This window comes from Streptomyces niveiscabiei, assembly GCF_001419795.1.
Lineage (GTDB): Bacteria > Actinomycetota > Actinomycetes > Streptomycetales > Streptomycetaceae > Streptomyces > Streptomyces niveiscabiei.
This window is the reverse complement of sequence record NZ_LIRL01000451.1, coordinates 1-2,583: the sequence shown is the minus strand read 5'-3', so window position 1 is coordinate 2,583 and position 2,583 is coordinate 1. Positions and strand designations below refer to the sequence as shown.

The window sequence follows — 2,583 nt, the reverse complement described above, 5'->3', positions numbered from 1 at the left end:
CCACAACACCCCCCACCGCACGGAGTTCACCACCTCCCGCGCCCGCAGCGGCCTCCTCACGGTGACCTTGGGACCGTCGGGCGGTGATACTCGTGATACCTCCGGGGCAGCCGCCGCCGGTGATACTCGTAGTACCTCGGAGGGAGCCCGCACCTACGGCGTGGGCCAGATCGTCACCGCTCACCTCAGCCACCCCGTACCCCCCGAGAGCCGCGCCCTCCTGGAGAGCCACCTCAAGGTCACCGCGACTCCGGCCGCCGCCCCCGGCGCCTGGCACTGGCTGGACCCGACCACCCTGCACTACCGCCCCCGCACCTACTGGCCCGCCCGGGCCGACATCAGCGTCACCGCCGACGACCTCGCCGGACTACGCCTCACGGACCACCTGCGCGTAGCCCCCGTAGTACCCCTGAGGTTCTCCACCGGCCCCCGGGTGGAGGCCGTCATCGACGCCTCCGCCCACCGGATGAGCGTCCTGCGCGACGGTACGACCCTCAGGGTCATCCCCGTCACGACCGGCAAGGAGGGCTACCGCACCCGCGCCGGCATCAAGGTCGTCCTCGACAAGCAGGCCGTCCTCAGGATGCGCAGCACGACCATCGGCATCCCCTCCGACACCGACGAGGCGTACGACCTGCCGGTCCGGCACGCGATCCGCCTCACCCGCAGCGGCGAGTACCTCCACGCGGCCCCCTGGGCGGCCTCGTCGTTCGGGCGCCGGGACGTCAGCCACGGCTGCGTCGGGATGAGCGAGAAGGACGCCGCGTGGCTGTTCCTGATCCTCGGCGAGGGCGACATCACCCGGACCGTGCACACGCGCGGCCAGGAGATGACGCCGTTCTCCAACGGCGTGGGCGACTGGAACATGCCGTGGCGCGCATGGGTCAACGGCAGTGCCCTGAAAGGGAGTAGCACCGTACGGCCCGCCGAGGAGCGCCTGCGCCCCTCCGCCTCGTGACACGGAAGCGCGGCGTCCAAACTCTCAACTCCGTGATCCTCACGGGTTCTTGACGGATTCCTGACGGCAGTCGGAACCAACACCCCCGAAAACACTGCCGAGAACCGGCAATGCGCGACGTTCCAGGCCACGGGCACGATGACGGCACCAACCCAACGGCCGAAGGACGTACTCCATGGATGTCGTCGTCGTGCTGGCAGCCGTCGGCCTGATCCTGCTGCTGCTCGCGCTCTTCCTGGTCTCCCGGCTCTTCCGCAAGGTCGAGCAGGGCAAGGCGCTCATCGTGTCCAAGATGCGCAAGGTGGACGTGACGTTCACCGGGCAGATCGTGCTGCCGGTCCTGCACAAGGCCGAGACGATGGACATCTCGGTGAAGGCGATCGAGATCACCCGCGCGGGCAAGGAAGGGCTGATCTGCAAGGACAACATCCGCGCCGACATCCGCATCTCGTTCTTCGTCAAGGTCAACAAGACGGTCGAGGACGTCGTCAAGGTCGCGCAGGCGGTCGGCACGGCCCGCGCCAGCGACCAGAAGACCCTCCAGGAACTCTTCCACGCGAAGTTCTCCGAGGCGCTCAAGACCGTAGGAAAACAACTGGACTTCACCGATCTCTACACCAAGCGCGAGGAGTTGAGGTACCGGATCATCGAGGTCATCGGCGTCGACCTCAACGGCTACCACCTGGAGGACGCGGCGATCGACTACCTGGAGCAGACGCCGCTCACCCAGCTCGACCCCGCCAACGTCCTTGACGCGCAAGGCATTCGGAAGATCACCGAGCTCACCGCCACCGAGCACGTCCGCACCAACGAGGCCCAGCGCACCGAGGAGAAGGAGATCACGCGCCAGAACGTCGACGCGCGCGAGGCGATCCTCGAACTCGAACGCCGCCAGGCCGACGCGGAGATCAAACAGCGCCGCGAGATCGAGACCAGCCGGGCGCGCGAGGAGGCCGAGACCGCGCGGGTCGTCGAGGAGGAACGCCTGCGCTCCCAGGGCGCGTTCCTGCGCACCGAGGAACAACTCGGCGTCCAGCGCGAGAACCAGGCCCGCGAGGTCGCCGTCGCCGCGAAGAACCGCGAGCGGGTCATCGCCGTCGAGAACGAACGCATCGAGAAGGACCGGCTGTTGGAGGTCATCGCGCGCGAGCGGGAGACCCAGCTGACGCGGATCGCCGCCGACAAGGAGGTCGAGGCGGAACGCCGGGAGATCGCCGAGGTCGTGCGCGAACGCGTCGCCGTGGACCGCACGGTCGCCGAACAGGAAGAAGCCATCAAGAAGTTGAGGGCCGTCGAGGAGGCCGAGCGGGACCGCCAGGCCGTCGTCATCGCCGCGGAGGCCCAGGCTCAGGAGAAGCTCGTCAAGGACATCAAGGCCGCGGAAGCCGCCGAGGTCGCGGCAGTTCACCGCGCCGCCGAGGAACTCACCCTCGCCGAGGCCCGGTTGAAGAGCGCCGACCTCGACGCACGCGCCAAACTGCGGCTCGCGGAGGGCATCCAGGCCGAGGCCGCCGCCGAAGGACTCGCCGCCGTGCAGGTGCGCGACAAGGAGGCCGAGGTCATCGAGAAGGCCGGCCGCGCCGAGGCCGAAGCGGCGGCGGCGAGGCTGCGCGCCGAGGCCGAGG

2 protein-coding genes are annotated in these 2,583 nt (G+C 69.0%); both read left to right on the top strand.

Going from position 1 to position 2,583, the window contains the following annotated elements; genetic code table 11:
- Nucleotides 1–958: L,D-transpeptidase (locus AOK24_RS21900; RefSeq protein WP_159051946.1), on the top strand; the 958-nt coding region annotated here is incomplete at its 5' end.
- Between the two features lie 175 nt (nt 959–1,133).
- Nucleotides 1,134–2,583, top strand: a 1,450-nt coding sequence (locus tag AOK24_RS21895) for a flotillin family protein (protein ID WP_055721766.1), incomplete at its 3' end; no start/stop codon positions are given.